Here is a 22,811-nt window from a genome sequence, read left to right on the forward strand (position 1 = left end):
TTCCAACAGATTGGAGTGAACACAGTGAAGCTTGATGAATTCTTTGTCACAGGTGACCCGATTATTTACGGTGCAGACGCTTCTATCGTTCTTGTGACATTAGCAATCATTTTCGTACTAACAAAGTATAAAAAATGGAAATGGCTTTGGGACGAATGGTTGACAACTGTTGACCATAAAAAAATCGGAGCCATGTATATTATTTCTGCGGTTATCATGTTATTCCGTGGTGGTATGGATGGTTTAATGATCCGTGCACAGTTAACATTCCCAGAAACAACTTATTTAAACGCTGAACACTATAACGGAATCTTTACAACGCATGGTACAGTAATGATTCTTTTCATGGCAATGCCATTCGTTATGGGATTAATGAACCTTGTAGTACCATTACAAATTGGTGCTCGTGACGTTGCATATCCGTTCTTAAATGCTTTAAGTTTCTGGTTATTCTTTGTCGGAGCAATGTTATTCAACATCGCTTTCGTAATCGGTGGTTCTCCAGACGCTGGGTGGACTTCTTACTTCCCAATGGCAGGTACAGAGTTTACTTCAGGCGTAGGAAATAACTACTACGCAATTGCATTACAGATTTCAGGTCTCGGTACGCTAATGACCGGTATTAACTTCCTTGTTACTATCTTAAAAATGCGTACACCTGGTATGACTTTAATGAGAATGCCAATGTTTACTTGGTCAATCTTAATTACAACAATTATCATTATTTTCGCTTTCCCAGTATTAACAGTTGCTCTTGCATTAATGACATTTGACCGTCTATTCGATGCTCACTTCTTTACGATGGCGAGCGGCGGTATGCCGATGTTATGGGCCAACCTGTTCTGGGTATGGGGTCACCCTGAAGTATATATCGTTATTTTACCGGCATTCGGTATTTTCTCTGAAATCATTAGTACATTCTCACGTAAGCGTCTATTCGGTTACAGTGCGATGGTATACTCAATGGTTGCAATTTCTTTACTAAGTTTCGTCGTATGGCTTCACCACTTCTTCACGATGGGTGCAGGTCCAGCGGTTAACTCATTCTTCTCGATTTCGACAATGGCGATTTCGATTCCAACCGGGGTTAAGATCTTTAACTGGTTGTTTACACTGTATAAAGGACGTATCCGTTTTACAGTTCCAATGCTTTGGTCATTGGCATTTATTCCAAACTTCGTAGTCGGTGGGGTTACAGGGGTTATGCTTGGAATGGCAGCAGCTGATTATCAATACCATAACAGCTACTTCCTAATCGCTCACTTCCACTACGTATTAATCGCAGGTACAGTATTCGCTATGCTTGCTGGATTCACATTCTGGTATCCAAAAATGACTGGTCATATGTTAAATGAACGCCTAGGTAAATGGACATTCTGGATCTTTATGAGCGGATTCAACATCTGTTTCTTCCCAATGTACTTCTTAGGTTTAGACGGTATGACTCGTCGTATGTACACTTACTCTGAAAGTCTTGGATGGGGATGGCTAAACCAAATCGCATCTGTTGGTGCGGTAATGATGGGTATTGGCTTCCTACTTCTTTGCTACAACGTAATTTGGAGTGCACGTCACGGTGAACGTGACACAACTGGAGATCCATGGGATGGCCGTACACTTGAATGGGCAACTCAATCTCCTGTACAACATTACAACTTCGCGAAACTTCCTGAAATCAAAGAAGCTGATGCTTTCTGGTACATGAAAAAACGCGGAGAAACAGTTACACCAGCAGCAGAAGATATCAAACCAATTCACATGCCAAGTAACTCTGGTGTGCCTATTATTGCGTCTTTATTCTTCGGTCTTGCAGGTTTCGCATTAGTATTTAGCTGGTTCTGGCTTGCAGCAATCGGCGGCGTTGGTATTTTAGCTTGCTTAATCTATCGTTCATTCGATTATGATGATGGCTACTACGTAAGTGTTGATGAAATTAAAGAAACAGAACATATAGCATGAGAGGTGAAATGACATGGCGGCTTTAGATAAAAGCTTACCTTTGGAATATCAATCCGAACAAAGCAGATTGAATATCCTAGGATTCTGGATTTTTCTTGGGGCTGAAATTATGCTGTTCGCAACACTTTTCGCCTCTTATCTAGTCCTTGCTGGTCGTACGGCAGATGGCCCAACTCCAGCGCAACTGTTTGAACTTAAAACGCTTTTAATTCAAACATTACTACTTTTAACAAGTAGTTTCACATGTGGTATCGTAATTCACGAAATGCGTAAGCACAACCAAAAAGCAATGCTTGGATGGTTCATCCTTACATTACTTTTAGGTGCAGGTTTCCTATTCTTTGAAATCGAAGAGTTCATTATGTACATCGGTGAAGGCGCAACAATTCAAACAAGTGCTTTCCTATCTGCATTCTTCGTTCTTCTTGGAACGCACGGAGCCCACGTAACAGGCGGTATCATTTGGGCAACTTGTGTTATTATCCAAATTTTAAAACGAGGTTTAACACCAGTTACAGCTCGTAAAGTATTCATTATCAGCTTATACTGGCATTTCCTTGATCTAGTTTGGGTCTTTATTTACACACTAGTTTACTTGAACGGGATGGTGGCGTAAATGGCTCAAAACAACAATCAAGCAAACGGGCATGCGCATAGCGGATTCCCTTGGTCACACGTTTTCGGATTTATTTTATCGCTTGCATTAACGTTTCTAGCGTTATACGTGGCACTTTACACAACATTGCCACTTTCAACAGTCTTAACAACTATTATCATAATGGCTGTTGCGCAAGCATTGTTACAATTAATTATGTTCATGCATTTAAAAGAAGGAGAAGGAAGAGTTCAAATTCTTACAATGATATACAGTTTCTTCGTTGCAACTGCAACAGTTGGTTTAACTGTATGGATCTTCTTCTCAATGTAATGTACATGAAAAAGACTGCTGAGATTCCTCAGCAGTCTTTTTTTATCCCCTCCCCTATTACATCCACATTACGGAATTAACAACAGAATCATGAAAAATATACTTATTATGACAAATGTTAAGAAAAATCTTTCTTTATGAAATCGAATCCATATGCGTTGCTTTTCTACCTATTATATGGCTAAATAGGTACTATATTTATTTGAAGGGAGAGAACGCAATGGAACATCATACTTCTGTTCTATCACTTATGGTTGTCGTTGCAATCGCGTTTTTCGTTCCCCTTTTGTTACAACGCTTTAAATTAAAAGCACTTCCTGTTGTCGTTGCAGAAATTATTGCAGGAATCTTTGTAGGTAAAAGTGGGTTTAATATTATTGAGCCAGATATATGGCTTCAAGTTTTATCAACATTAGGATTTATCTTCCTCATGTTCTTAAGCGGTTTAGAAATTGATTTTTCTATCTTTAAACAAAAAGGGAAAAAAAATACGACAAACGAGCCAAATACATTTCAAGTAGCAAGCATTATCTTCTTATTTATTTTCATCTTATCTTATGCCCTATCATTACTATTCGTATGGCTAGGATTTGTAGATAATGCAATGTTCATGACTTTAATTATTTCAACTATTTCTTTAGGTGTTGTTGTACCAACATTAAAAGAAAACAACCTAGGAAAAACTGCAATCGGACAAATCATTTTATTAGTTGCTGTTATTGCAGACTTAGTTACAATGATTTTACTCGCTGTTTTCGTCGGATTAAATTCCGAAAGCGGCCAAAGTATGTGGCTCCTACTTCTTCTATTCGGTGCTGGTATTGTCATTTACTTTATTGCAAAACGCTTTAAAAACATTCCATACTTAGATAGTTTAAAAGCTGGTAGTGTACAAATTGATACACGAGCTGTTTTTGCACTCATTTTAATATTAGTAGGGTTATCGGAATCTGTTGGAGCAGAAAATATTTTAGGTGCCTTCTTAGCAGGTGTACTTGTATCGTTATTATCACCAAATGAAGATATGGTTGAAAAACTTGATTCCATCGGCTATGGTTTCTTCATCCCTATTTTCTTCGTAATGGTTGGTGTAAATCTAGAGGTATGGTCTATTTTCAAAGAACCTTCTAGCATGCTAATGATCCCAATCTTAATTGTAGGACTCTTTATTTCAAAACTCTTACCATCACTCGTCTTACGAAAATGGTATCCACGTAATATAGTACTTGGAAGTGCAATTTTATTAACATCGACACTTTCTTTAGTTATTGCGGCTGCACAAATTGGTGAAAAACTGGGGATTATCAGTCCAAGTTTATCTGCCTCTCTTATTTTAAGCGCAGTTATTACTTGTATTTTTGCACCTATATTGTTTAAAAAAATGTTCCCAAAAGTAGAAACACCAAAACCAAAAGTAGCTATTATTGGCGCGAGCAGAATTACCCTTCCGTTATCACTAGATTTAAAACGAGAAGATTATGACGTAACGCTATATATGATGCGTCAAAACAAAATAAATGATGAAGAAGCGAAATCGCATGACTTCCCTATCGTAAAATTAGATGACATCACAATCGCATCATTAACTGAACAAACAGCATTTGATGCAGATCGCGTCGTTGTTGCAACCAGTGATGATGAACAAAACTTATTATTGGCAGAACATGCAAAAGAGCTAGGTGTTGAACATGTTATTGCAAGTGTAGAAGATCCACTTCTACAAGAAAAAGCAACGCAAGAACATATCGCTGTATTCTCAACAATTAACTCTACACGTATTTTATTACGTGCGCTTATTGATAAACCTAGTCTCGTTCGCTTAATTACAACAGCAAACGAAACAGTACGCGAAGTTGAACTGCGCAGCAATAAATATAACGGCGTTGCGCTTCGCCGCCTCCCATTTTTAGGTGATGTACTTGTCATTCAAATCTACCGCGGTAACAAAGCATTAATACCACATGGTGATACAAGACTACAACACGGTGACACATTACTTGTAACAGGTTCAAAAGAACATATCGATACACTAAAAAACATATTAGAGTAAAAAATGCCCCTCACATAATTGAGGGGCATTTTTTTAACTTCATATGGTAAAATGTTACTATCACATATTATGAGGATGGATTACATTATGTCTATTGTAACTTTAGCTCTCTTATTATTAGCGGAAGTACTCATCGCCATTATTCTCATCGGTGTTAGCATTGAAATTTGCAGCTATGGTTGGAAAAAATCAACTGGAGTTAAATACTCATGCCTTTTACTTTCACTCTTCCTCGGAACCGCTAGTATACTCGGCCTTCTAGCTGCACCTGCATACTTCTTTATACAACTTATAGAAAAAGGTTTATAAGAAAGGATGATAACATGATTACTGTGCAATATATTGATGCATCCGAGACACACTTATTACGCCAAGCGGTGTTGCGTCCAAATCAGTCCCTAGCAGACTGTAAATACTCTTCTGACTACGAAAAAGACACATTCCACTTAGGCGCCTTTATAAACGCTGAGTTGATTAGCATCGCTTCCTTCTCAAAAGAAATATATCCTGATTTACAAAATGGTATCCATTATAGACTACGAGGAATGGCAACATTACCTAACTTTCGGAACAAAAGAGCTGGAAGCTCCTTAATTCATAAGGCAGAACAAGTTTTAAAAGAACGAAAAGCAAACATCCTATGGTGTAATGGCCGAATTACTGTAACTGACTATTACAAGCGATTAGGCTTTCAGGAGCATGGTGAAATTTTTGAAATTGAACCAATTGGCCTTCATAAAGTTTTGTATAAAAAGATATAAGAAAGGCTTTCCTCAATATAGGAAAGCCTTTCTTATATTTCAATCTTCTCTTTTTATTTTTTTCATATATATGTATATAAACAAACTTGGAACTAAAAAACAAGCAAACATAATAAGTCCTGTCATACTAATTTCCTTTATCGAAATATCTGGTGTTACAACGATACAAATAGCTAAAATCCCAATAATAATACCCACCGGAATGAATAATAGCTTCATAAAATAACGACGCGACACTCCGCCCGTATGCTCATACACTTCCACTGAATTTTTCAGATTTAAAAAGTTAATAATTATTATCCCGCCCATAAATACCATTAATAAATCCGAAACATTTTCATATCCTGCCCCTTGCAAGACATAGCGGTAAAAGACGATAGCTAGTATGACGATATTTTGTAAGATGAAAGCTAATCTAATATGTTTTAACCCTTCAATCATTAAACGTTCATCTTTCACGATTTTCATCCTACCACTCCTTTTCCTCCCAAAACAAATCATTCAACGTTTTATCTACTGCATAACAAATTTTTAAACATAAATCTAAAGATGGATTGTATTTCCCCTTCTCAATTAAACTAATCGTTTGCCTTGTAACGCCTACTTTTTCTGCTAATTGTTGCTGTGTTAAATCTAACTGAACACGCGCGACTTTTATTTTACTTACAGCCATTCATGTTCCTCCTCTACCTCTATTGTAACATATATATTCCATTAAGTAATTTATATTTTACGAAATCAATTAAGTTTTCACCTTATTCCAATTGGTGCGGGCTAATACACAGTGAGGATATCCCCTACTGCCTATAGTTTCACTTTATTATACACAAAAAGGGAGCCTCCCATAAGAAGGCCCTCTCCTATATTTATATTATAAGAATAAATGACATCCAAATAAGAATGCAAATAAGTATAGTAATGGATGTACTTCCATCCCTTTACCCTTCACAATTTTCAAGACTGGATATACTAAAAATCCAATTGCGATTCCATTTGCAATACTAGATGTTAACGGAATACCTATAAAAATTAAAAATGCTGGTAACGCATCTTCAAATTCATTCCAATTAATATCTCGAATGCTTTGTGCCATTAAACTACCTACTATAATTAACGAAGGAGCTGTAATAGCGGCTACACTTGATAAAGAAGCAATAACAGGACTAAAAAATGCCGTTATAATTGTTAGACCAACAACTACAATCCCTGTTAATCCAGTTTTACCACCTGCAGCAATACCTGCTGACGATTCAATCGTCGCTGCTGTTGGGCTTGTTCCAAAGATAGAACCTGTAGTCCCGCCAATTGCATCTGCAATAAACGCTTTACCAAAACGCTTCTCTGTATTGTCTGTAATTAAACCTGCTTGTTTAATTAAACCAAGTAATGCACCTGTTGTATCGAATAAAAGTACAAGTAAAAATGAAAATACAACACCATATAATCCGTATTCAATTACATCTGAAAATGCATTGATTGGGTTTGAAACGATAATACCCTCTGGCAAATGAGGCATCGCCACAATTTTATCAGCAAACTTCAATTGCCCTGTAAAGAAGGCGATAACTCCTGTCACAATCATACTAATAAATAATGCACCACTCACACGTAATGTCATTAATACCGCCGCTAATATTAAACCAATTAAAGTTAAAATAACAGCTGGAGAATGAAAATCACCAATCGTAACTAAATTAGATGGATGATCCACGATAATTCCAGAAAGGCGCAATCCAATAAAAGCAATAAATAGTCCAATTCCACCTGCAATTGCATGCTTTAAACTATCAGGAATTGCTAAAATTAACTTTTGCCTAAACGAAGTAAAAGATAATAAAAGAAAAATAATCCCCGTCACAAATACAGCTGAAAAGGCAACTACATATGTAATCCCTTCTGCCTTCTGTACAACAGAATAAGCAAAATATGCATTCATTCCCATAGCTGGAGCAATAACAATCGGGTAATTCGCGAAAATCGCCATACCTACTGTTCCAACAACGGTTGCAATAATTGTTGCTGTAAACGCTTGGTCAAATGGTACACCTGCATCAGATAATATTTTTGGATTGATGACAAGAATATACGCAAATGTAAAAAAAGTTGTGATGCCAGCTAAAAACTCTTGCTTCACAGAAGTGTTATATTTTTGTAATTGAAACATGCTTATGTACCCTTCCTACACCTGAATTATTATCACACATTCTTTTTCTTACTAGTATGTGAGAAAATATAATACTTAATCTTAACAATCAATAAAAAGAAGAGTCAACATATTCCCTAATAGTTCGAATTTTAAGTTTAAGTCTGACAAGTACAGATGTAGTACAGTTCATTATGATTATTTTTGTAGCATAACAGATAGAAATGTTTTATAATTTGAAATAGTTAAATATTTAGTAAAGGCATTCAAATATCGTTCACTCTACAAGGGGGAGTCTTCTTATGCAGCACACAAACAAATCTGGAACTTTAAATCGTGGTTTAAAAGAACGACATATTACTTTAATGTCACTGGGCTCAGCTATTGGCGTTGGGCTATTTTTAGGATCCGCTTCCGCGATTAAACTAGCCGGTCCTTCTATTTTACTAGGCTATATGATTGCCGGACTCGTTATTTTTTTCATTATGCGAGCTCTCGGGGAAATGGCAATTGAACAACCTGTTGCCGGTTCTTTTAGTAAATATGCATATGATTATATCAGCCCACTCGCTGGTTATATTACTGGTTGGAATTACTGGTTCTTATGGGTGGTTACTTGTATGGCTGAAATTACAGCAGCTGGCATTTACATGCAGTACTGGTTCCCAGATATCCCGCGCTGGACTTGGGCGTTACTTGCTCTATTGTTAATGAGCGCTTTTAACTTCTTATCGGTAAAAGTATTTGGAGAACTTGAGTTTTGGTTTGCTCTAATTAAAATTGTCACAATTATCTGTATGATAGTAGTCGGAGCTGGTATTATTTTATTCGGATTCGGAAACGGTGGTATCGCTACTGGTATTTCAAACCTTTGGTCACATGGTGGCTGGTTCCCAAATGGTTTTTCTGGGTTACTACTCTCCATGCAGATGGTACTATTCGCTTATTTAGGCGTTGAATTAATCGGTGTTACAGCTGGTGAAGCTCAAAATCCGAAGAAAACACTCGCAAAAGCAATTGATAACGTGTTTTGGAGAATATTACTGTTCTACGTAGGAGCTCTATTCGTTATGATGGCAATTTATCCATGGAACGAACTTGGTGAGAAAGGAAGCCCATTCGTATTAACATTCCAGCAAATTGGTATCGCAAAAGCAGCAGGTATTATTAATTTTGTCGTATTAACAGCAGCTCTTTCTTCTTGTAATGGCGGTTTATTTAGTACAGGCCGTATGCTATTTACATTAGCTCAGCAGAAAAAAGCTCCTGAAAGATTTGGTCGTTTAAATAAAAATGGCATTCCAAGCCAAGGAATTGTAGCAACTGCTATCGTTTTACTCATTGGTGTTATATTAAACTATCTCGTACCTGCAAAGGTATTTACATGGCTTACTAGCATTTCAACTTTCGGCGCAATTTGGACTTGGGGAATTATATTAGTCGCTCAAATTAAATTCCGTAAAAGCTTACCTACTCAAAATAAACAAAAGTTATCGTATAAAATGCCTTTATACCCATTAAGCTCATATTTCTCACTCGTTTTCCTTGTATTAGTACTAGGTATAATGGCGTATTCAGAAGATACACGAATTGCATTGATTGTCGGCCCAATTTGGCTTATCGGCTTAGCAATCGTATATTACATGAAAGGGTTTCATAAGATTGATGAAACACCTAACTCAAAAATTAGTTAAGCAAAAACCCCTTCCTTATTACTTGGAAGGTTTTTTTTATATCTATATAAATATTTCTCAACAAAATTCACGGTATTTTTACAATCTTTTAATATTTTTTATGTTTTCCGTCTTTATTTTTACAGAAAAATAAATTACATTATTAAAGCACATATATTTATTATTAGGGGGATTCTTCTATGAAGAATAAAAAATGGATTACATTTTCTTTAGCAACAGCAATTACACTAAGTATAGGGACCTCGTTCATACCGTCTACTTATGCCGAAAGCTCTGTAGACCCAGCTCCTGAAATTGCTGCAAAAGTTGTAAATCAAAACAATGGGAAGAAAGTATTATTCGATAATACACACGGTCAAACTGCTGGGACAGCTGACTGGGTTATTGACGGCGGCTTTTCTGACTTCGGAAACGGCATTGCAAAAAACGGTTATCACGTAAAAGAACTTCGTAAATCAACACCTATTACGTACGAAGACTTAAAAGGTTACAATGTATTTATCGTTCCAGAAGCTAATATTCCTTACAAAAAATCTGAGCAGGACGCTATGTTACAATATGTAAAAAATGGCGGTAGTATCTTCTTTATTGCCGATCATTACAATGCAGATCGTAATAAAAATCGCTGGGACTCTTCTGAAGTATTTAATGGATATAGACGCGGTGCTTGGGATAATCCAGCAAAAGGAATGTCTAATGAAGAAGCAAATTCACAAGCTATGCAAGGAGTAGAAAGCTCTGATTGGCTATCTGACAACTTCGGTATTCGCTTCCGCTACAATGCACTTGGTGATGTTTCAGCGAAAACAATTGTATCGCCTGAACAATCTTTCGGAATTACAAAAGGTGTTTCTTCTGTAGCAATGCATGCTGGTTCTACTCTAGCAATTACAAACCCAAAACTAGCAAAAGGACTTGTTTACCTTCCAGAAAATCCATCAAAATGGAATAACGCTGTTGATAGTGGCGTTTATAATGGCGGTGGTATTGCAGAAGGCCCATATGCTGCAATTGCAAAAGTAGGACTTGGAAAAGCTGCCTTTATTGGTGACTCTTCTCCTGTTGAAGATGCTACGCCAAAGTACGTTCGTGAAGATTCTGGCCAAACAAAGAAAACTTACGATGGTTATAAAGAAGAAAACGATGCGATTTTATTAGAAAACATCGTAAATTGGTTATCGAATAAAGAGACATTTACAAGTTTAGATCAAGTAAATGGTTTACAGCTTGATTCACCTACAGCTCTACAAACATTTGAACAGCCAAGCTTATCAACAGAACCACAACCTGAACCTTGGAGTGCACCAAATGCAGGTTATCAATGGTTTAATACAAATACTTTTAAACCAGGTTCATACGGTTATAACGGTGCGGTAACAACAAGCGACTACGTCGTTACACACCCTAGCATTCTACCAAACAATGAAATTTTCCAAATGAAGATTCAAGTAAACAACTTACTACCTAATACAACTTATAACAACTATTCTTTAGGTATATTCACTACTGGTGGAACACAAGTAGCAAAAATTCAAAATACAAACGGCACTTGGCCATCTGCTTTTGGATATAGTAGTGCCTTCTCTTTCACAACCAACAGCTTAGGCTCTGCTGAGAAAGTTGTAAATGTACAGATTGATTCAAATACAACTGGACAAGCAACTCTTCGTCTACGCCAAAATACAACAACGAAATATAATGAAACTGTAACGATTAATAAGAAATAATGAAAAAGGCAATCCATACATGGATTGCCTTCTTCTCACTTCTCTTCCTTCGAGAAAAACATTCTTGAAATAACGATACCTATACTACCGACGATTAGGAATAACACTGCCCTAATCATCATCGATACCTCTGGTAAGTCAAGTAGGAATAACTTCCCTACCGTTACTACTAATACGATTAATCCAGCATATAATATTTCATTCATCTGTCTATAACGGCCAAACCAAACTGCAAATAACGCATATATCATCCATAATAACGATACAGATACGCTAATTATACTTCCATCTGTAGAAAGAACTTCACCAATTCTAGTGATTGTAATAAATACAATGACCATTAACCAGTAGAGTGCTATAGAGTACACATACTTACCAAAACTCGCTAACACTTCTTTCGCCTGTCTCATGCAATAATAGAACGTTCCTATTAAAATAAGATGAGCAACAAAACCTGCCGAAATAAATTGATCAAACGGGCTAAAAATCGTCTGTATCATTCCAATTGCGTAAATCGTTGCACTAACATACAACTTTATCTGTTGTTTTCCTTTAATAGAAGTAACCATACCGAGGAAACCTTGTAACAATAGTACGATCGCTGCATTCACTAAACTATACTCGTATAAAATCGCTAAACTAAATGCTCCCATTGCGAAACCAAATAAGAGATTTGTAAATGTAGAATGTCTATTTTTCCTATATTCAAATACGAACATAGCGGCATGCACGAGTGCACTAATAATTAATCCCCATGTTGTAAAATCAGGTATTTTTGAAATAGCTAGTATAAAGAACACTGCATTCGCACTAAATATCGCCAAACGCGGTTCTGGTATAAAACTTCTCTCCGTAAACATATGCCAAAATAATAGTAAATGAATCAAACCATATACAATCGTTAACTGTATTTGCAAGTTCTCTAATAATATTGACATAACAGCAAAGAAGACAAAAAGAACAATGGCCGCAACAGCGTAAGAAATCATATATAAATATTTATAACGATTTTTCAATCCATACCATAATAAACTAAGTGTTAACACTGTCTCATATCCAAAGAAAATATAAGGATTAGGAGTCGTACTATTTAACAAGAATGGCACGAAGAACGCTCCTACCGCTACGAAGATAGTAAGGTATTCCGAGTTATATCTTTTCGCTAAATAAATCCCTAAAATAACCCATGCAATATTAAAGAGAAACGCGATACTTGCCGGAATAAATGCATACAAATAATGTGCCGCAAACGTCGTTAAAACAATCCCCGAAATACTTCCTCCAACCAATACTAATCCTAACGCCTGCCGCTCTCTTTTAATTTGAATATCTCCTATATAATACAAACCGATAGATAATGCGATACCAAACACAATTCGTATTGCTGGTGTTAATAAACCAGCATCTACCCCTGCTTTAAATAACCAGATCACTCCAAGCAACATAATACCGACAAATACACGCGGTAACCACGTTTGACAAAACTTAATAATATTAAATGGCTCTGGTTTAAAAGCAGATATATCTACTTGTTTTACCTCATATTCTTGCACAGGCTCTTTTATCGTAACTATTTCTTCTTTTGGCTTTTCCTCCATTACCGTTTCAATATATTCTTTCTTTTCCTTACTAACATGTTGCTGAGCGTTCTCTACTTCTATTTCCCTTTGCTTCACTTTTAATTCAGCAAGTGCTTCTTGAATTGTTTCAATTGCCGTTTCGAGTGCTTCTATTTTCTTATCCAAATCCTTCTTCATACGCTACCCCCTTATTCGTAACTCTCATTAAACCTATATATTACCAATTATCTTTATCATACTCTTAGTCTATTCATTTTCAATAGTATTTTTTCCAAAAAAAGAAAGATGCCTTCCCAAAATAGGAAAACACCTTTTTACTCATTTATTCTTATTTAGAACAATGCTAACGATGACACCAACACACACGCCTATAATAGCTGGAACTATCCACCCAACACCTTCTGTATAAAATGGAATGTATTTTAATACTGACGTCCACTGATTCATCATTACATTTTTATTTAAAATATCAATTGCACTAAATATTGCTACAAACCAAACAGTTACTGCATATACGTATGCATACTTCCCAATATACTTATGGAATAACCCTAGAATAATAAGCGTTAATGCAATTGGATAAATAAATCCAAGAATTGGTACTGATACTTTTAAAATTTGCGTTAATCCTAAATTAGCTAAGATTATACTAACAACGCTTACTATAAATGCCCACACTTTATAAGATACTTTCGGAAATGCACTCGCAAAAAATTGACTACAAGACGTAACAAGTCCAATTGAAACACATAAACAAGCGATAGTAAAAATAAGACCTAATAAAACGACTCCGTCCTGTCCAAATAATGTAATCATAACTTGTGCTAACACTTTCGCACCGTTATCAAATGTTCCTAATGAGCCACTAATTGCCCCCACATATCCAAGGATGACATAAATAATAGATAATAATAGTCCTGCTCCAATTCCAGCAATACTCATATATTTCGCTAAACCTTTATCATCTTCAATACCCTTTGCACGTAATGCATTTGCAATCACAATTCCAAAAATTAAAGCAGCTAACGCGTCCATTGTTAAATATCCATCTAAAAATCCTTGAAACATAGGAGCTTGTCCATAATTCCCCGCAGCCTCTTTCACGCCACCTACTGATGTAAACATACTTTTTATAAAAATAATGGCAATCATACATAATAATAATGGTGTTAAAACTTTCCCAAACAAACCCATTAACTTAGATGGTGATAAACTTAACCAATAAACAATACTAAAGAAAATAACTGTATAAAACAATAATACTCCGCTTCCTGCTTCAGGGAATAACTGACCTGGCCCCATTTCAAAGGCTAAACTTCCCGCACGTGGTATACCAAGCCCAGGTCCAATAAATACATACACGATACATGGAAAAATAATTGCAAATGAAGAATGAACTCTACCCGCTAACGTTTGAAAACTTCCTGCTTTTGCAATAGAGATAACACCTAATATAGGAAGACCTGTTGCTGATATAATAAATCCTACTAATGAAATCCACACATGTTCTCCTGCTTCATATCCAAGAAAAGGTGGGAATATAAGATTCCCTGCTCCAAAGAACATCGAAAATAACATAAGACTAATAAGTAAAATTTCTTTTTTCTGTAACAATTTCATTTCTTTCTCCTTCTTTAATTTTATCTCTTATGAAATCAATTCCACATATAAAAAAAGTACAATAACCTGCTTCCTTACAAAGAAAACATAGTCCATAGTCTATCACAAAAGAAACACCCCTTCTATAGCTATCCCCCTTTTCCAATTTCTTCTGAAAAATCAACCTTTATTGACTTATAATAGTTAATAAGGTAAAATATTAAATGTACAAAATTATTAACTTTGTTTTTGTTTGTGTCAGGAGGAAAATAAAATGGAATCAACGATACAACTAGAAAGAGAACAACAAAGAAAAAAGAAACATCCTCCAGGTTTATACTTACTCTTCTTTACAGAAATGTGGGAAAGATTTAGTTACTATGGATTACGAGGATTATTAACATTATATTTAACGACAGCTTTAGTAAGCGGTGGTCTTGGGTTTAGTCCCGCATGGGCACTCTCTATTTACGGATTTTACACTGGAGCCTGTTATTTCACACCAATGATTGGTGGATACTTAACAGATCGTTTTCTAGGTAGACGAAAAGCGATCACAATTGGTGGTATAACAATGGCAATCGGTAACCTTACACTATTTGCCTTGCAAAACCAATTAGGCCTATACCTCGGATTAGCGCTTATTATTATCGGTAACGGATTCTTCAAACCGAACATCTCTACACTGGTTGGAGAATTATACGAAGAGAACGATCCAAAACGTGATAGTGCATTTACCATTTTCTATATGGGTATTAACGTCGGGTCATTTTTAGCTCCACTCGTTTGCGGATTTTTATCAGAAAATTTATTCAAAACAACAGTTGATGGCGTTGTACATTACGGATTCCGTTACGGTTTCTTAGCCGCTTCAATCGGAATGATTATTGGACAAATTTTATTTACAACACTATCAAATCGCTTCCTTGGTAATATTGGTAAAAAACCAACTCGCGATTTACAAACAGCTGCTGGACAACCATCAGTAGGAGATACACCATTAACAAAAAAAGAAAAACAACGTACCGCAGTTATCGTCATTTTAACATGCTTCGTTGTCTTCTTCTGGGCTGGCTTTGAACAAGCTGGTAGCTCATTAACATTATATACAAACAAATTTGTAGACCGCTCTGTGTTCGGATGGGAAGTTCCAACATCTTGGTTCCAATCGGTCAATCCATTATTTATTATTTTGCTTGCTCCAGTCATTTCTGCATTATGGGCAAAACTTGCAACTCGCAAGCGCGGTGATTTAAAAATCCCAACTAAAATGGGACTTGGGATGATCTTGCTCGGTATCGGTTATATCATTCTCGTTATCGCTACATTAAAAACAGGTAGTGATGAACATAACATTACAGAAAAAGCAAACTTACTATTTATCGTCTTTACGTATCTTTTCCATACGTTAGGTGAGCTATTCTTATCACCTGTCGGACTATCAATGGTTAGTGCGCTTGCTCCGGTAAAATTAGCATCTTTACTAATGGGTGTATGGCTAGCAAGTTCAGGTATCGCCAACATTTTAGGCGGACAACTTGCAAGCTTCACAACTTCACTTGGATACGCTGAAGTATTCACAGTTATTGGCGCTGTGGCAATTGTATTAGGTTGTGTTTTATTATTAATTTCTAAGAAATTAGTGAAATGGATGGATTAAAAAAGATGAGGAATTTCTCCTCATCTTTTTTTATGCTGTTTTACCTTTTTCGATTGCTTGTTCGTACAGCTCTTTATGTTCTTTATATTCACTTGGTACGAAACTCTTATAGAAGAATGAGAACCAGCTGTCTCCCTTTTTATACCCTTCTTCTCGAATTTCCGCTGCTTTTTTATTCGATTTAAATCCTTCAGTAAACCATTTCTTTAACAATTCATTTCTTTCATACTTAGCAGGAACTTTTAAATCATAGTTTTCAAATGCATACTTATAGCCAGCTTTTTCTACTGCCTTTTTTGTAGATTTATAGCCTTTTTCATACGCTGTTTCATATGCCTTCACGTATACTTCTTTCTCTCTATTTCCAGGATTCTTTTCAGCTAATTCTTTCCCTGTCTTTTCCCCTAATTCAGCTTGCTCTTTTTCAATTTTTTCTACTCTTTCTTTATTCCCTACTTTGAACCCGTCTGCAAAGTTTACCTTAAACTCTGGAGCAACTTGACTATCGTCCATCGTCTCTTGTGCTAAACCTTGTTCTTTTCCTTTTTCAAAATGCGTTTTCTTCTGCTCTTCTAAAGACCATGCGGCTGCATAAGTCGCTTTAAACGCTTGTTTATATGCATCAGATTTTCCAGCTACATGCACTTCTGCATCATTTTTTCCTGCTTTAAAATCAGTTTCTCCATTCTTTTGACCTTCAAGTTGACCTTTTTCCATATCAGCTTGGCGCTGCGCTTCCTCTTGTTTACGTGCCTCTTCAGCTTTTCTTTGTTCCTCGGCTACACGTTGTCTCTCTTCTTCAGCTTTACGCTGGGCTTCTGCATTACGTTGTTTTTCAGCCTCAGCTTTACGCTGTGCTTCTGCAGCACGTTGTTTTTCAGCCTCATTATTGCGCTGGGCTTCTGCTTGTCTCTCAGCTTCTACAGCACTATTATTATTCTGGCTAGGAGCTGGGCTCGTTGCACCACTACTAGAAGCTGGTTTATTGTGATAATGATATTCCCCGTACTGTAATCCCCATTTCTCACAATTTGTACGACACGTATGTCCGCCATTAGCATCTGTACGCCCTGGATGCGCATAAGCTGAAATTGGAGCTACCAATAACGCTATACTCGTTGTTAAAAGAAGTTTCTTCACCTGTTGTCTCACTCTTGTTCCTCCCAAAATATAGAATTCTAACTTTATTATACATAAATAGAAGAATACTTAAATACCAACCAAAATATTCTATTATTTCTCAACATTAGTAAAAAAGAAGGTGAACTCTTTAAAGAGTTCACCTTCTTTTTTTACTTCTTCACCTTCGTTCCTACTAAATCACCAGCAACAACATAACGCTTAGAATTATCCTTTACAGATACACATGTAATAAGCGTTATCTCATCTTTCCCATGATCCTCTACAACTTCCCACTTATCAGGAGTTACTTCAGATACACCAGTAACCGCATACTCATATTCATTTTCATTGTCATACAAATAAATTTTATCGCCTTTTTTCAAAGAAGCTATATCACTAAATAAAACACCTTTTTTAGACATGTTATGTCCTGCTAGTGCGTAATTTCCTTTTCCCATAACTTGATTCTCTTTTACTGTCGCTGCACCTGATAATAAGTTTTTTTCAGTAGAAGCTTTCAAAACAGGCAGTTCTACTGAAACACTTGGAATCGAAATACGACCGATTACTTGTTTCTTATCTAATGATGCATTCGCTACTTCCGCCAAGTCTGGTTGATTAATTTTGGAAGCATCTACAAATTCCGTCTCATGCTTTTCATAATCCATCTTTTGAACAGCCTGCACATTTTCAGTCTGTTTCTTTTCAGCCTGATATCCATCATAAAATGGCTTTCCAATTAACACGCCACCTACAACAAATAGAAGGATTGCTACTATACTATAAATTCTTTGCTTATTCATATACAATTCCTTTCCCTTACAAAATCTTACTCTATATAAAATGATAAAATAATATCGTCATATGTACAAGTATTAGCTTAAAAAGAAACCTTCTTGCCGGTGCAAGAAGGTTTCTTTTTAAGCTAATTTATTTCTGTATAGTGATACGTGAAATACTGTCATTTGAATAAAGAAAATCGAAAATAGAATATATAATGGGTATCCAGGAAGATATTCATTAATAATAGGCGAAAAAGTTAAAAATCCAACTGCACAAGGTAACACAAACCATAACGATACAAATGTTGTTCGGCAAGCTTTATCCGTAATCGCTTTTTCACGTTCATCTTCTAGTGGAAATAATAATGGATACATCCAAAAAGATAAATTCTTATATTTTTTCTTTTGAATTCTATAAAAAATTGTAACTATAATTGCTCCAATAAATAATAAAATGAATGGTACTCCATTAAACCATACTTCAAATGGGAATTTCTCGTTTTTAATTATATCTGCTAACTCTGTAATGACACTATAAAATTCAACAAATGTCCAGCATGCTAAAGCAGTATAAAGCACGTTTATGATATAAGAAAAAACAATTCTATTCATCCTCTTCCCCCTCCTTATTTAAAACAAACACATCTTCCATCTTTAACTGAAACACATCACAAATCGTAAGTGCTAATAACAACGAAGGAACGTAATCCCCTTTTTCAATTGCTGCAATTGTTTGTCTCGTTACTCCCACCTTTTCTGCTAATACGCTTTGTGTAAAGTTAAAACGAGCTCTTAATTCTTTTACTCTGTTTAAAATGGTCAAATTTACCACCTCTTACCATTATTGTATGCTATCCTTAACAAAATGTAAACTCAACTTAACATTATCCTTACAAAAAAATCCAACTTTACGTATTGTAAAGTTGGATTGCATATTAATTTAAAATTTTAACTTTAACTGATCTTCTACCCCACTCATTAGCTTGAGCTGAATTTGGCATTAATAGATCAATGATATGCCCTTTTATTGCACTACCAGTATCTCCAGCAATTGCTGTTCCATATCCTTCTACATATACAGTAGAACCTAATGGGATAACAGATGGATCTACAGCAATTAATTTCATGTTTGGATTTGCAGTTAAATTATGTCCTAACTTAGATTTTACAGTTTCACCCGGTTTATAGCCGTTTTCAGATGGGTCAGCTGTATAAGCGGTTGCTGTTACGTAAAATTCTTTTCCACCTTGAGTTGGTTTCGTATCAGGCTTAGACTCTGTTTCTGTATTTTTTGCTACAGGTTCAGCTGGTTTACTAGCTTTTTCTTGCTTTTGCTTTTCAGCAATTTCTGCTTGCGCTTTCGCTAAAGCTTCTTGCTCTGCTTTTGCAGCCGCTTCTGCTTTTGCGCGCTCTTCTGCCGCAATTCTTGCTGCTTCTTGCTCACGAGCAATCGTTTCTTGTACTGTCTTCATATTTGATTCAATTTTAGCTTTTTCTTCTGCTGCTAAATTAAGTTGACTTGCAACCTCATTATATTTAGCTTGAACTGTTTGTAAGTTATCTTGACGTTTTTTCAAGTTATCTTGCAGTTCAGCTTGCGATTTTGCTAATTTTTGTTTGTCTACTACTAAAGATGCTTCTTTTTCGTCAATTGTTTTCTTATCTTCTTCAATTTGACGAAGATCTTGTTCTTGTAGACGTAAAATTTCTTTATCAGCTTCTAGAATAGTAGAAACTGCGTTCATACGTTGTAAGAAGTCTGCAAAGTTTTTTGACTCTACTACAACTTCTACTACTAAACTTGTATTTGAACTGTTTTGAACAGAAACCATACGTTTTCTCATAATATCTTTACGAGCAAGGACTTTATCCTCCAAAACGATAATTTCTTCCTTTTTTTGTTCAATCTGCTTATGTGTTTCATCAATTTTACGTTGAATAGCAGCTTGATCCTCTTTATTTTTTGCAATTGTATTATTTAAATTATGTAGTTCGTTTTCGATACCTTTAATTTCTTTACTAACAGCTTGCTTCTCTTGCTCTTTCTTTTGCATTTCTGCATCGTTTTGTTGCAATTGCTGTTGCATGTTGTTAAGTTTCTCGTCGTTTGACTCTGCTTTAACAGCGACTGTACTAGAAAGACCGATAATTCCTGCTAATACTAGACAGCTGATTCGCTTAAAATAGTTCATAATCCGACTCCCTTCTTATACAGTTATACATGATTTATTTTACAGTTTGTTTACAAAACGATTAAATACAGTTTATTTTTCGTGACAAAAAAAAGAGAATTATGAATAAAATGTAATAGATTCTTAAATATTTAACAATTCCTATATTTAAAAAATACAAAAGATGCTAAAATCCAAATATAGAGAAAATATAACTTTCGAAGGCGGTTGAAATAAATACATGTTTACTCAAAAGAAATCACTCCAACATACAATTGCTCAATTAGAAGAGCGTATACAAGAATTAGAAGCAGAATTAAAACAAAAAGATATTGAAAAACAAGAGACTATTTCTACTATCCACAATCGTGTACAAAGCGTTGTCCACGAGCACCAACTTGTAAATAACCAACACAATACACTCCAAAATTTAGTTCAACAATTAAGTTCATGTTTCGAAAATGTTTCAACACGTACGACACATTCCAATGAGTTAAATAATGAAATGTTGCAAAAGGAACAAAGCTTAATTCAGTCTATTGCAGAAATTATTGACTGCTCTAATGAAGGAAAAGAATCCGTTCACCGCTTACTTATTGTAATTAATAAATTAGGTGAACAATCCCAACGCACGTCTACTAGTATGAATCATCTAAGCGAACGCTCAAAGGAAATCGAGCAAATTGTAGAAGTCATTCAAAACATTGCAGCACAAACAAATTTACTTGCTTTAAATGCGAGTATTGAAGCCGCACGTGCTGGAGAACACGGTAAAGGATTCGCTGTCGTTGCCAATGAAGTAAGAAAACTAGCAGAAAGTACAGCAGAAAGTACAAAAAACATAGGCAACTTAACGAAAAAAATTCAAGAAGAAATTGAAAAAGCATACGATAACACAAAAGATAATTTACATTTAGTCGATGAAGGTGTAGAAATGAGCGCCGATACAAATGCTAGAATTGAAAATATTTTAGTTATGATTCAAACGTTACAAAATGGTGCTACAAATGTTATTAAGGCTATTGAAAACCAAAAATCTTGTAATGATGACATATTACGAGAATTCGCTAACACACAACAAATGTTCCAAAAATTAAATACTACTATTATGAATCATATTCATGATGCTGAAAAAGTCGATGTTCAATTGTCTAAAAGTCTTCAAGGAACAGTAAATTCTTAATTAAAAATAAAAATCCCTTATACTGCTATGAGGGATTTTTATTTTATTTCGAATATTTATTTCTTTTCAATATTCATCCATATCTTTGTTATAATGGAAAAGTTGTTTCTTTCAACTAATAAACAAGGAGGTTATTATGGAACAATTTTACTACGTTTTAAAATATTTAATTCTCGGTCTGTTCCAAGGACTAACAGAACCAATTCCGATTTCTTCAAGTGGTCATCTCGTTTTAGCACAACATTTGCTAGGACTAAAAATAGAAGGGTTTAGCTTCGAACTACTTGTTAATTCAGCTTCATTATTAGCTGTATTACTTATTTATAGAAATGATTTAATTCGTCTAACGAAGAATGGTCTCTCTTATATATTTACAAGAGCAGAAGACGCAAAATCAGATTTCTTCTTTATTATTTATCTTGTTATTGCAACCATTCCAGCAGGTGTTATTGGTGTTTTATTTAAAGATTACATCGATCAGTACTTAAAAGGTGTGAAGATGGTTGGGATTTCCCTTCTTATTACTGCTGTCGGCCTTTGGATTATTAGAAATTTACGCGGTCGTAAAAATGATGGCGACCTTTCTATGAAAGATGCAATCATCGTCGGATTAGCACAAGCTTGCGCACTGATTCCCGGAATAAGCCGATCTGGTGCCACAATCGTAGCAGCAATGTTACTTGGTATGAAGCAAGAAACAGCTCTTCGCTTTTCATTCTTACTATACATTCCTGTTAGCTTAGGTGGCTTATTGTTAAGCATTACAGACATTGCAAATGATCCAAATCTAGACACATTATTCGTGCCATATGTTGTTGCATTCATCGCAACATTTATCATGACGTATATTTCACTAAAATGGTTTATGAACATTATGGCAAAAGGAAATTTAAAATATTTCTCTTTCTATTGTATTATCGTAGGTGTACTTACTCTTATTTTCTTATAAAATGAAACTTACAAATTGAAAGCGAGTCATTCTATTACACTAGATGACTCGCTTTTTTATACCTTTATTAAGTTAAAATATATTATTTACTTTGAATTTTCTGAATAGTATAATATTATTTAAGTTCACTATTATAGTAAAGCTATCTTTCCTACTATTATCGTAAAAGAGGTGTTTATATGTTTATTGTTACTAAACTCATTCATATTAAGTACGGATATGAATGTGAGCTTCTTTATGGGCTTAAACAATATTATCCTTCTCCCGGAACGAACGGTTGTATTAACATAGAGTTTTCACATGTTCATCGTACAAATGATAAGACAGAATATATGATTCGTATGTTATGGAAAACACAACAAGATTACCATACATGGCTTTCTCAAAGAGAAAGAAATGTAACTTTGAAGCGCAAAATACAAGGCTATATCCTTTCTTCCAAATCAAATGCTAGCTATGTACATTAACCCTCCTCTTTTTATTCCTTACGAGGGGCAAAATGA

Annotated in this window: 21 protein-coding genes and 1 pseudogene; 12 read left to right on the top strand and 10 right to left on the bottom strand. The window is 35.4% G+C overall.

Features of this window, described 5'->3' with window-relative positions; translation table 11 throughout:
- Window positions 1-24 precede the first annotated feature (24 nt).
- The 6 genes from qoxB (at window position 25) to ACO6VI_RS24405 (ending at window position 5,698) form a co-directional block, all read left to right on the top strand.
- On the top strand, window positions 25-1,959 hold the full coding sequence (gene qoxB / locus ACO6VI_RS24380; protein WP_000762374.1) for a cytochrome aa3 quinol oxidase subunit I: 1,935 nt from the start codon (window positions 25-27) through the stop codon (window positions 1,957-1,959).
- A 13-nt stretch (window positions 1,960-1,972) separates the two neighbouring features.
- The gene (gene qoxC / locus ACO6VI_RS24385) at window positions 1,973-2,575 is read left to right on the top strand and encodes a cytochrome aa3 quinol oxidase subunit III (RefSeq protein ID WP_000729314.1); all 603 of its coding nucleotides are present in this window, start codon (window positions 1,973-1,975) and stop codon (window positions 2,573-2,575) included.
- Window positions 2,576-2,887 carry a cytochrome aa3 quinol oxidase subunit IV gene (gene qoxD, locus ACO6VI_RS24390; RefSeq protein ID WP_000068425.1) on the top strand — a complete coding sequence of 104 codons (312 nt, stop codon included), beginning with the start codon at window positions 2,576-2,578 and terminating at the stop codon, window positions 2,885-2,887.
- A 220-nt stretch (window positions 2,888-3,107) separates the two neighbouring features.
- Window positions 3,108-4,937, top strand: a complete 1,830-nt coding sequence (locus tag ACO6VI_RS24395; protein ID WP_063546478.1) for a monovalent cation:proton antiporter family protein — start codon at window positions 3,108-3,110, stop codon at window positions 4,935-4,937.
- A gap of 51 nt (window positions 4,938-4,988) precedes the next feature.
- A complete protein-coding gene (locus ACO6VI_RS24400) occupies window positions 4,989-5,246 on the top strand; it encodes a DUF4022 family protein (RefSeq protein ID WP_071732208.1) in 258 nt (85 codons plus the stop codon).
- 14 nt (window positions 5,247-5,260) lie between these two features.
- A complete protein-coding gene (locus ACO6VI_RS24405; protein WP_023521193.1) occupies window positions 5,261-5,698 on the top strand; it encodes a GNAT family N-acetyltransferase in 438 nt (145 codons plus the stop codon).
- 39 nt (window positions 5,699-5,737) lie between these two features.
- Here the strand turns inward: ACO6VI_RS24405 and ACO6VI_RS24410 are convergent, their stop codons facing one another.
- The 3 genes from ACO6VI_RS24410 to ACO6VI_RS24420 form a co-directional block, all read right to left on the bottom strand.
- Window positions 5,738-6,166, bottom strand: coding sequence for a hypothetical protein (locus ACO6VI_RS24410; protein ID WP_063546476.1), 429 nt, complete (start codon window positions 6,164-6,166; stop codon window positions 5,738-5,740).
- A 1-nt stretch (window position 6,167) separates the two neighbouring features.
- Window positions 6,168-6,371: a helix-turn-helix transcriptional regulator gene (locus ACO6VI_RS24415; protein WP_000301183.1), complete on the bottom strand. Its 204-nt coding sequence runs from the start codon at window positions 6,369-6,371 to the stop codon at window positions 6,168-6,170.
- A 198-nt stretch (window positions 6,372-6,569) separates the two neighbouring features.
- Window positions 6,570-7,862 (bottom strand): NCS2 family permease, encoded by a 1,293-nt coding sequence (locus ACO6VI_RS24420; RefSeq protein WP_023521191.1) that lies wholly within the window; start codon window positions 7,860-7,862, stop codon window positions 6,570-6,572.
- 281 nt (window positions 7,863-8,143) lie between these two features.
- On the opposite strand from ACO6VI_RS24420, the gene ACO6VI_RS24425 reads away from it, so the two are divergent.
- Both ACO6VI_RS24425 and ACO6VI_RS24430 read left to right on the top strand, forming a co-directional pair.
- On the top strand, window positions 8,144-9,535 hold the full coding sequence (locus ACO6VI_RS24425; protein ID WP_001164901.1) for an amino acid permease: 1,392 nt from the start codon (window positions 8,144-8,146) through the stop codon (window positions 9,533-9,535).
- A 179-nt stretch (window positions 9,536-9,714) separates the two neighbouring features.
- Window positions 9,715-11,262: a DNA-binding protein gene (locus tag ACO6VI_RS24430; RefSeq protein ID WP_000791513.1), complete on the top strand. Its 1,548-nt coding sequence runs from the start codon at window positions 9,715-9,717 to the stop codon at window positions 11,260-11,262.
- A gap of 35 nt (window positions 11,263-11,297) precedes the next feature.
- On the opposite strand, the gene ACO6VI_RS24435 is transcribed toward ACO6VI_RS24430, so the two are convergent.
- Both ACO6VI_RS24435 and brnQ1 read right to left on the bottom strand, forming a co-directional pair.
- Window positions 11,298-13,019 (bottom strand): DUF2339 domain-containing protein, encoded by a 1,722-nt coding sequence (locus ACO6VI_RS24435; RefSeq protein ID WP_063546474.1) that lies wholly within the window; start codon window positions 13,017-13,019, stop codon window positions 11,298-11,300.
- 141 nt (window positions 13,020-13,160) lie between these two features.
- The gene (brnQ1, locus tag ACO6VI_RS24440) at window positions 13,161-14,462 is read right to left on the bottom strand and encodes a branched-chain amino acid transport system II carrier protein BrnQ1 (RefSeq protein WP_161520586.1); all 1,302 of its coding nucleotides are present in this window, start codon (window positions 14,460-14,462) and stop codon (window positions 13,161-13,163) included.
- A 253-nt stretch (window positions 14,463-14,715) separates the two neighbouring features.
- On the opposite strand from brnQ1, the gene ACO6VI_RS24445 reads away from it, so the two are divergent.
- A complete protein-coding gene (locus ACO6VI_RS24445; RefSeq protein ID WP_000446273.1) occupies window positions 14,716-16,101 on the top strand; it encodes a peptide MFS transporter in 1,386 nt (461 codons plus the stop codon).
- A 30-nt stretch (window positions 16,102-16,131) separates the two neighbouring features.
- Here ACO6VI_RS24445 and ACO6VI_RS24450 read toward each other — a convergent pair whose 3' ends face one another.
- The 5 genes from ACO6VI_RS24450 to ACO6VI_RS24470 form a co-directional block, all read right to left on the bottom strand.
- Window positions 16,132-17,253, bottom strand: a complete 1,122-nt coding sequence (locus ACO6VI_RS24450) for a YHYH domain-containing protein (protein ID WP_001249808.1) — start codon at window positions 17,251-17,253, stop codon at window positions 16,132-16,134.
- A 140-nt stretch (window positions 17,254-17,393) separates the two neighbouring features.
- Complete coding sequence (locus ACO6VI_RS24455) at window positions 17,394-18,026, bottom strand: class A sortase (protein ID WP_063546472.1); 633 nt, start codon at window positions 18,024-18,026, stop codon at window positions 17,394-17,396.
- 117 nt (window positions 18,027-18,143) lie between these two features.
- On the bottom strand, window positions 18,144-18,617 hold the full coding sequence (locus tag ACO6VI_RS24460) for a hypothetical protein (protein ID WP_001080043.1): 474 nt from the start codon (window positions 18,615-18,617) through the stop codon (window positions 18,144-18,146).
- A complete protein-coding gene (locus ACO6VI_RS24465) occupies window positions 18,610-18,828 on the bottom strand; it encodes a helix-turn-helix transcriptional regulator (protein ID WP_000154019.1) in 219 nt (72 codons plus the stop codon). The genes ACO6VI_RS24460 and ACO6VI_RS24465 overlap by 8 nt, the downstream gene beginning before the upstream one ends.
- Before the next feature lie 112 nt (window positions 18,829-18,940).
- The gene (locus tag ACO6VI_RS24470) at window positions 18,941-20,197 is read right to left on the bottom strand and encodes a 3D domain-containing protein (protein WP_063546470.1); all 1,257 of its coding nucleotides are present in this window, start codon (window positions 20,195-20,197) and stop codon (window positions 18,941-18,943) included.
- 661 nt (window positions 20,198-20,858) lie between these two features.
- Here ACO6VI_RS24470 and ACO6VI_RS24475 point away from each other — a divergent pair.
- The 3 genes and pseudogenes from ACO6VI_RS24475 to ACO6VI_RS24485 form a co-directional block, all read left to right on the top strand.
- Window positions 20,859-21,359 (top strand): annotated as a pseudogene (locus ACO6VI_RS24475) (methyl-accepting chemotaxis protein); the annotation flags it as partial.
- Between the two features lie 136 nt (window positions 21,360-21,495).
- Window positions 21,496-22,308 (top strand): undecaprenyl-diphosphate phosphatase, encoded by an 813-nt coding sequence (locus ACO6VI_RS24480; protein WP_000434794.1) that lies wholly within the window; start codon window positions 21,496-21,498, stop codon window positions 22,306-22,308.
- A gap of 179 nt (window positions 22,309-22,487) precedes the next feature.
- Window positions 22,488-22,775, top strand: a complete 288-nt coding sequence (locus ACO6VI_RS24485; protein WP_000471243.1) for a hypothetical protein — start codon at window positions 22,488-22,490, stop codon at window positions 22,773-22,775.
- The last annotated feature ends 36 nt before the right edge of the window (window positions 22,776-22,811 follow it).

Source organism: Bacillus sp. PSXD-155 (genome assembly GCF_049310765.1).
GTDB classification, from domain to species: Bacteria; Bacillota; Bacilli; order Bacillales; family Bacillaceae_G; genus Bacillus_A; species Bacillus_A cereus.

Coding starts and splice junctions, on each gene's coding strand:
- ACO6VI_RS24470 (WP_063546470.1), bottom strand. CDS start 20,197: ATGAACTATTTTAAGCGAATCAGCTGTCTAGTATTAGCAGGAATTATC.
- ACO6VI_RS24400 (WP_071732208.1), top strand. CDS start 4,989: ATGTTACTATCACATATTATGAGGATGGATTACATTATGTCTATTGTA.
- ACO6VI_RS24420 (WP_023521191.1), bottom strand. CDS start 7,862: ATGTTTCAATTACAAAAATATAACACTTCTGTGAAGCAAGAGTTTTTA.
- ACO6VI_RS24425 (WP_001164901.1), top strand. CDS start 8,144: ATGCAGCACACAAACAAATCTGGAACTTTAAATCGTGGTTTAAAAGAA.
- brnQ1 (WP_161520586.1), bottom strand. CDS start 14,462: ATGAAATTGTTACAGAAAAAAGAAATTTTACTTATTAGTCTTATGTTA.
- ACO6VI_RS24460 (WP_001080043.1), bottom strand. CDS start 18,617: ATGAATAGAATTGTTTTTTCTTATATCATAAACGTGCTTTATACTGCT.
- qoxD (WP_000068425.1), top strand. CDS start 2,576: ATGGCTCAAAACAACAATCAAGCAAACGGGCATGCGCATAGCGGATTC.
- ACO6VI_RS24455 (WP_063546472.1), bottom strand. CDS start 18,026: ATGAATAAGCAAAGAATTTATAGTATAGTAGCAATCCTTCTATTTGTT.
- ACO6VI_RS24430 (WP_000791513.1), top strand. CDS start 9,715: ATGAAGAATAAAAAATGGATTACATTTTCTTTAGCAACAGCAATTACA.
- ACO6VI_RS24480 (WP_000434794.1), top strand. CDS start 21,496: ATGGAACAATTTTACTACGTTTTAAAATATTTAATTCTCGGTCTGTTC.
- qoxC (WP_000729314.1), top strand. CDS start 1,973: ATGGCGGCTTTAGATAAAAGCTTACCTTTGGAATATCAATCCGAACAA.
- ACO6VI_RS24405 (WP_023521193.1), top strand. CDS start 5,261: ATGATTACTGTGCAATATATTGATGCATCCGAGACACACTTATTACGC.
- ACO6VI_RS24445 (WP_000446273.1), top strand. CDS start 14,716: ATGGAATCAACGATACAACTAGAAAGAGAACAACAAAGAAAAAAGAAA.
- ACO6VI_RS24485 (WP_000471243.1), top strand. CDS start 22,488: ATGTTTATTGTTACTAAACTCATTCATATTAAGTACGGATATGAATGT.
- ACO6VI_RS24410 (WP_063546476.1), bottom strand. CDS start 6,166: ATGAAAATCGTGAAAGATGAACGTTTAATGATTGAAGGGTTAAAACAT.
- ACO6VI_RS24415 (WP_000301183.1), bottom strand. CDS start 6,371: ATGGCTGTAAGTAAAATAAAAGTCGCGCGTGTTCAGTTAGATTTAACA.
- ACO6VI_RS24395 (WP_063546478.1), top strand. CDS start 3,108: ATGGAACATCATACTTCTGTTCTATCACTTATGGTTGTCGTTGCAATC.
- ACO6VI_RS24435 (WP_063546474.1), bottom strand. CDS start 13,019: ATGAAGAAGGATTTGGATAAGAAAATAGAAGCACTCGAAACGGCAATT.